The sequence below is a fragment of the Streptomyces sp. SID3212 genome, from assembly GCF_009865405.1.
Classification (GTDB): domain Bacteria; phylum Actinomycetota; class Actinomycetes; order Streptomycetales; family Streptomycetaceae; genus Streptomyces.
The window spans coordinates 1-6,559 of sequence record NZ_WWJY01000729.1 but is presented as its reverse complement, the minus strand read 5'-3'; the positions used below and the strand labels follow the sequence as shown (position 1 = coordinate 6,559).

The window sequence follows — 6,559 nt, the reverse complement described above, 5'->3', positions numbered from 1 at the left end:
GGAAAGCCGCCGCGCCGCTGGCCCGAGCAGCGGCCGGCCCGCACCCGCCGCTGGACCGCCGTGTACGCGGTCACCTCGCTGCTGCTGAGCCTGCTGCCGTCGCTGGCGCTGCTCCCCGGCCTGCTGGTCCTCGCGGCCTTCGTGCGCGGCGCGCACAACGCGGGCACCGCGCTCACCCACGCGCTGACCGCCGTACCGCTCGCGACCCTCGCGTCCCTGCTCTGCTACGCGCTGTTCGTCGTGGTCGGCGTACGGGCCCTCGGCCTCGGCCTGCGCGAAGGCTGCCATCCCGTCCACGGCCGGATCGCCTGGCAGGCGTGGGCCACCGAACGGCTGATGGACATGGCGCGGGTGCATCTCTTCCCCCTGTACGCCAGCCTGTTCACCCCGGTGTGGCTGCGCGCGCTCGGCATGAAGGTCGGGCGCGGGGTGGAGGCGTCGACCGTCCTGGCGCTCCCCTCCATGACGACCGTCGGCGACGGCGCGTTCCTCGCCGACGACACGATGGTCGCCCCGTACGAACTGGGCGGCGGCTGGCTGCGGATCGCCCCGGCCCGCATCGGCAAGCGGGCGTTCCTCGGCAACTCGGGGATGGCGTCCGGTGGTCACTCGGTGCCCAAGCGGGGCCTGGTGGGCGTGTTGTCGACGGCGCCGAAGGGCGCCAAGGCGGGGAGTTCCTGGCTGGGGATGCCCCCGATGAAGCTGCCCCGCGCGGTGGAGACGGACGACCTGAGCCGTACGTACAGCCCGCCCCGGCGGCTGCGGTGGGCGCGTGCCGCCGTCGAACTGTGCCGGATCGTCCCCGTGATGTGTACGGTCGCGCTCGCCGTGATCGTCCTCGCCGCCTTCGAGGCCGTCGCGGACCGCTGGGGCTTCGGCGCCGCCGTGGCGGCCGGCGGGGCGCTGCTGCTCGCCGGCGGGCTGGTCGCGTGCGCCGTGGCGTGTGTGGCGAAGTGGCTGCTGGTGGGGCGGTTCCGGGCGGTCGAGCACCCGCTGTGGAGCTCGTTCGTGTGGCGCAACGAACTGGCGGACACGTTTGTGGAGGTGCTCGCCGTGCCGTGGCTGGCCGGCGCGGTGGGCGGCACGCCGCTGATGAGCCTGTGGCTGAGGAGCCTCGGCGCGCGGATCGGCGGGGGCGTGTGGTCGGAGACGTACTGGCTGCCGGAAGCGGATCTGGTACGGATCGGCGACGGCGCGAGCGTCAACCGGGGCTGTGTGGTGCAGACCCACCTCTTCCACGACCGGATCATGCGCATGGACGAGGTGGTCCTGGGCCGGGGCGCGACTCTGGGCCCGCACGGGATCGTGCTCCCCGGCGCGACGATCGGGGCCCGTACGACGGTGGGACCTGCGTCGTTGGTCATGCGCGGGGAGACCCTGCCCGAGGACTCGCGCTGGCTCGGCAATCCGATCGCGTCGTGGCGGGAGGAGACGGTGAACGTACCCTCTCCGGGGAAGACGCGGAAGAAGGCGGCCGGCCCCGCGACGGGCATGAAGCGCCTGAAGCGTGTGAAGCCGGTGGGAAGTACAGCGAAGACGGAGGACGCCACAGCGTGAGCAGGGGCAAGAACGGCCGTGCGGGAAGCCTGTCCAGTCGTGTCCGCGCCGCGGTCGGCACGGCGGTCGACGCGGTGGTGGAGGCGACGGCCGGACCGGTGGCACGGGGGGAGACGGAGGCCAAACCGGACACCGGGACGGACACGGCCACCGGCACCGGCACCGGCACCGGCGCCGACACGGACTCCGTGGCGGGACCGGCCGCGGACGCGGAACCGGTGGCCAATGCCACGCCCCGCGTGCTCGCTCCCGCCGACTCGTACCTGCCCGCCCACGGCAACACCGGTTACGGCGTCGAGCGGTACGACCTGGAGTTGAACTACCGCCCCGGCACGGGCCGCCTCTCCGGCCGCGCCACGCTCTCGGCCGTCGCCGACCCGGTCCTTCCGGGTGGCGCCCTCACGGCGTTCAGCCTCGACCTGCGGCCCTTCCGCGTCGACGGTGTGCTGGTGAACGGCGAGCGCGTCGCCCGCTACACGCACCGGGCCGACAAGCTGCGGATCCGGCCGGGGCGGCCCCTCGCCGCCGGAGAGCCGTTCACCGTCGAGGTGCGGTACACCGGGACACCCCGGCCGGTGAAGACGCGGGACTGGGGCGACCTGGGCTGGGAGCAGTTGGAGGACGGCGCGCTGGTGGCGGGGCAGCCGATCGGGGCGCCGTCCTGGTTCCCGTGCAACGACCGGCCGGCCGACAAGGCCGCGTACCGGATCTCGGTGACCGCGCCCTCGCCGTACACGGTGGTGGCGAACGGGACGCTGGAGTCACGCACGATCGGCGCGTCCACGACGACCTGGGTGTACGACCAGCCGGAGCCGATGTCGACGTACCTCGCAACCGTCCAGACCGGGCTGTACGAACTGGTCGAGCTGGCCGATCCCGGCGCGCGTCCCGTGCCGCAGTGGGCGGCCGTACCGCCCCGGTTGCAGGCGCGCTTCGACCATGACTTCGCCCGGCAGCCGCAGATGATGGCCGCGTTCCAGGACCTCTTCGGGCCGTACCCCTTCGGTGAGTACGCGGTGGTCCTTGTGGACGAGGAGCTGGAGGTCCCGGTCGAGGCGCAGACGCTCTCCATCTTCGGGGCGAACCACGTCGACGGGCGGCGCGGCTGTGAGCGGCTGGTCGCGCACGAGCTGGCGCACCAGTGGTTCGGCAACAGCCTGAGCGTCGGCGACTGGCGGCACATCTGGCTGAACGAGGGCTTCGCCAAGTACGCGGAGTGGCTGTGGTCCGAGGTGTCGGGCGGCGCCCCGGCGGCGGCGATCGCCGAACGGACCAGGGCGAGGCTGGCCCGGCTGCCGCAGGATCTGCGGGTCGCGGACCCGGGTGTACGGCGGATGTTCGACGATCAGGTCTACCAGCGCGGGGCACTGACGCTCCACGCGCTGCGCACGGTGGTCGGCGACGACGCGTTCTTCTCGCTGCTGCGGGAGTGGACGGCCGCGCACCGGCACGGCACGGTCACGACCGAGGACTTCACGGAGCTCGCCGGGCGCCGCAGCGCCCACGCCCTCGACGACCTGTTCATGTCCTGGCTGTACAGCCCGCACCTGCCGGAACTCCCCCGTCCCCGCAGCAGCTGAGAACGTCTGGCTAGTCCGTACGGCAGGCGGGGTGGCCCCAACCCTCCGCGTTCTTGGCGATGGGCTCACCGGCGGCGTACGCCTGGCCGCACCGGCAGCGGCCGGGGAATTTGGCGTTGAGGGTCCGCGCGGAGCCGGACGTCTTCCTGGCGGAGGTCTTCGTGGCCGTCTTCGTCCCGGATCCGGACCCTGATCCGGAGCCGGACCCCGACGCGCCGGAGGAACGCCCCCGGCCGCCGGACCGTACGGTGTCCGGCGCGGCCGGCGGCTCCGGGGAGCCGTACGCGCTGCCCGCCGGTTCCTGGACGATGGCCGCCCTGCTCGCGGCCCGGTCGGCGAAGTCGTTGAGCCGGTCGCCGTCCACCTGGTGGGCGGGCACGTAACGGAACTCCACGGAGCGGCCCGTGAGCAGCGCGTCGATCCGGACGACCAGGTCCTTGTTGGCGACGGGGCTGCCCGACGACGTCCTCCAGCCCTTGCGCTTCCAGCCGGGCAGCCAGGTCGTGACCGCCTTCATCGCGTACTGGGAGTCCATCCGGATCTCCATCGGTACGTCCGGGTCGACGGCGGCCAGGAGCCGCTCCAGGGCGGTGAGTTCGGCGACGTTGTTGGTGGCGGTGCCGAGCGCGCCCGCCTCCCAGCGGTCGGGCAGCTCCGACCCGTCGGCGATGACCCAGGCCCAGCCGGCCGGTCCCGGATTTCCCTTCGACGCCCCGTCACACGCGGCGATCACACGTTCAGCCATACCGCCGATCATGCCAGTGCGGCGCCCGGCCGGGGACCCCGGCCCGTACGGGCGCCCCGGCTCCGGGGGAAAACCCGGTGCCCCCTCCCCGGACCGGCTGTCAGGCTCCCGCGCATGACTACGTACGAAGCACTCCTCATCGGAGGCCGGTCGGGCGTCGGCAAGTCCACCGTGGCGTGGGAGGTCTCCGCGCTGCTCCAGGAGGCGGGGGTCGCGCACTGTCTGCTGGAGGGCGACTACATGGGGCAGGTGCATCCCGCCCCCGCCGACGACCCGCGCCGCTCGGCGATCACCGAGCGCAATCTCACGGCGGTCTGGGCGAACTTCGCGGCGCTGGGGCACCACCGGCTCGTCTACACGAACACGGTGAGCGTGCTGGAGAGCGCGATGTTCCGCCGCGCGCTGGGAGGGGGTGACACGACGCGGATCGTACGGGTCCTGCTGACCGCCGGGGACGCGGCGGTCCGGGACCGGCTGGCGCGGCGCGAGACGGGGTCGCGGCTCGCGCTCCACGTCGAGCGCAGTGGCGTGGCCGCGCGGCGGTTGGAGCGGGAGGCGCCGGCGGGCACGGTCCGGGTGGGGACGGACGGCAGGTCCGTCGTGGAGGTGGCGCGCGAGGTGGTGGCGGCGACGGGCTGGTAGGCCGCCGTGCCGTCCCGGCCGGGACGTCGTGTGGTTCTGGCCGGGGTGTCGTGCCGTCCCGGCCAGGACGTCATGTGGTCCGGCCTGAGTCGTCGTGTCGTCCTGGCTCGGCGGTCGTTGAACGCCCATGTGATCGTGGTGAGCAGCCTCGCACCGGGCAGGACCGGCGTGCCCGGTGATCCGTCGTGACCGCCGAGGGGGGCGGCGCCGAGCAGTCCGTGGTGGTCCGACGCCCCGCGCGAGGGGGCATGTTGCTCTCGCACGCGCGGACGTGGCGGGTGTACGAGTCCGCCACCTACGGGCTGCTGGGGCTGGCGGGGGCGTACGCGGGAGGGGTGGGCGGAGGCCGCGCGCCCGGGCCGGAAGAGCTCCTAGGGGTGTGGGGCGTGTGCACGCTCGGCGGGATCGGCGGCGCGTACCTCGGGGACTACCTGGGCCGTGACATCGACGCGGCGGCCAAGCCGCACCGGCCCATCCCCTCGGGCGCGTTGCCGCCCGCGCACGCCCTGGCCGCCGCCGCGGCCTGCATCGCGACCGCCCTGGCCTGGGCGCTGGTGCTGGACTGGCGGGCCCCGGTGGTCCTGGTCGGCGCGTTCGGGCTGCATCTGGTGTACCACCGGCGGCTCAAGACCGCCGGTCTCCTCGGGGACGTCACGGAAGGCACCGCGACCCTGGCGGGCCTGGTCCTCTTCGGCGCCGCGGCCGTCCATCAGCTGTCCTCGCCCGCGGTGTGGCCGGTGGCGGGGGCGGCGGCGGTCCACGGCACGCTCTACAACCTGTTCCTGGCCATCGGTGACGAGGACGGCGACCGCCGGGCCCGCTGCCTGACTCTGCCCGTACGGCGCGGGACCCGGGTGGCCACGCGGGTCGCCGCGCTGCTGGTGGTGCCCTGGCTCGGGGCGGTCGGGTGGGCCGCGGCGGTGGCCGGGCCGACGCCGGGGGCGGCCACCGCGGCGGCCTGGCTCTGTCTGGGCCTGGCGACCGGCTGCGACGCCGTGTCGGTGGCCCGGCTGGTCCGGCAGGCCCGTACACCCGACGGCCCGACGCGCCGATCGGCCCTGTTCGCTGCGGAGTTGAACCTGGCCGCCCGGGCGCTGGCCGTCTGCGCCTATCTGTTCCTCGCCGGGGGCACAAGCGCGGGATCGGTCGCGGCGGTCGCGGTGCTCCTGGTGGTCCTGGCGGCCGGGCGCCATCAGATGACCCGTTACGAACTGGGCGTACCGCCGCCGGGTCCGGGGTAGGGTGCGTCATACGATCCGAACCGGGTCGTATTCAAATGGACCGGTGGCCGCGAAGACGGACGGACCGGATCGAGCGACGACGGGGGACGGCGTGATGCGGGTCAAGGATTTCGATCATCTGGTGCTCAACGTGCGGGACGTGGAGCGCGCGCTGGACTTCTACTGCGGGTCTCTCGGCCTGGAGCCCGTGCGGGTGGACGAATGGCGGGCGGGCAAGGTGCCGTTCCCGTCGGTACGGGTGAGCCCGGTGTCGATCATCGACCTGGTCGACCGCCCGCGCGGCGAGTCGAACGTGGACCACATCTGCCTGGTCGTCGACCCGCTGGACTGGCAGGAGGTCATCGACGCGGGCACGTTCACCGTGCTGGAGGGTCCGGTCGGCCGGTACGGCGCCCGGGGCGACGCCCAGTCGATCTACGTGGCGGACCCGGACGGCAACCCCGTGGAGCTGCGCTGGTATCCGCAGGACGCCGGGCGGTGAGCCCGGCCGCCGGACGGCCGCGCGACCCGGCGATCGACGCGGCGGTGCTGACGGCGACCCTGGACGTCCTGCGGGAGCGCGGCTACGCGCGCCTCGCCCTGGAAACGGTCGCGGCCCGGGCCGGCACGACGAAGGCGGCGATACGGCGGCGGTGGCCGGTCCGGCAGAACCTGGTCGTCGACGCACTCGCGTCGGTCCTGGTCACCCCGCCCGTGCCGGACAACGGCTGCACCCGGTGCGATCTCGTCCAGAGCGTGCGGCTGCTCGCCACCGCGCTGGACGAGCGGCTGCCCGGCGGGGTCCTCGCCCCGCT

General features: G+C 74.0%; 7 protein-coding genes. 6 read left to right on the top strand and 1 reads right to left on the bottom strand.

The features are described 5' to 3' along the window. Both GT042_RS22120 and GT042_RS22115 read left to right on the top strand, forming a co-directional pair. The coding region (locus GT042_RS22120) for a Pls/PosA family non-ribosomal peptide synthetase (RefSeq protein WP_345943861.1) at positions 1 to 1,557 on the top strand (1,557 nt) is incomplete at its 5' end. Between the two features lie 218 nt (positions 1,558 to 1,775). Next, the gene (locus tag GT042_RS22115) at positions 1,776 to 3,137 is read left to right on the top strand and encodes a M1 family metallopeptidase (RefSeq protein WP_345943862.1); all 1,362 of its coding nucleotides are present in this window, start codon (positions 1,776 to 1,778) and stop codon (positions 3,135 to 3,137) included. A gap of 10 nt (positions 3,138 to 3,147) precedes the next feature. Here GT042_RS22115 and GT042_RS22110 read toward each other — a convergent pair whose 3' ends face one another. Continuing rightward, entirely contained in the window at positions 3,148 to 3,894 is a 747-nt protein-coding gene (locus GT042_RS22110) for a ribonuclease H (protein ID WP_161310470.1), read from the bottom strand. Between the two features lie 102 nt (positions 3,895 to 3,996). Between GT042_RS22110 and GT042_RS22105 the strand changes: the two genes are divergently transcribed. The 4 genes from GT042_RS22105 to GT042_RS22090 all read left to right on the top strand — a co-directional run. Then, positions 3,997 to 4,524: a hypothetical protein gene (locus GT042_RS22105; protein ID WP_161310469.1), complete on the top strand. Its 528-nt coding sequence runs from the start codon at positions 3,997 to 3,999 to the stop codon at positions 4,522 to 4,524. Positions 4,525 to 4,709: 185 nt separating this feature from the next. Next, positions 4,710 to 5,765, top strand: a complete 1,056-nt coding sequence (locus tag GT042_RS22100) for a UbiA family prenyltransferase (RefSeq protein WP_161310468.1) — start codon at positions 4,710 to 4,712, stop codon at positions 5,763 to 5,765. 94 nt (positions 5,766 to 5,859) lie between these two features. Further along, complete coding sequence (locus GT042_RS22095) at positions 5,860 to 6,246, top strand: VOC family protein (protein ID WP_161310471.1); 387 nt, start codon at positions 5,860 to 5,862, stop codon at positions 6,244 to 6,246. Then, a partial coding sequence (locus tag GT042_RS22090) for a helix-turn-helix domain-containing protein (RefSeq protein WP_161310467.1) occupies positions 6,243 to 6,559 on the top strand: 317 nt, incomplete at its 3' end. The genes GT042_RS22095 and GT042_RS22090, both read left to right, overlap by 4 nt.

Bases quoted from the DNA above. Each gene is read 5' to 3' on its own strand.
- GT042_RS22105 (WP_161310469.1), top strand. From the start codon at position 3,997: ATGACTACGTACGAAGCACTCCTCATCGGAGGCCGGTCGGGCGTCGGC.
- GT042_RS22110 (WP_161310470.1), bottom strand. From the start codon at position 3,894: ATGATCGGCGGTATGGCTGAACGTGTGATCGCCGCGTGTGACGGGGCG.
- GT042_RS22095 (WP_161310471.1), top strand. From the start codon at position 5,860: ATGCGGGTCAAGGATTTCGATCATCTGGTGCTCAACGTGCGGGACGTG.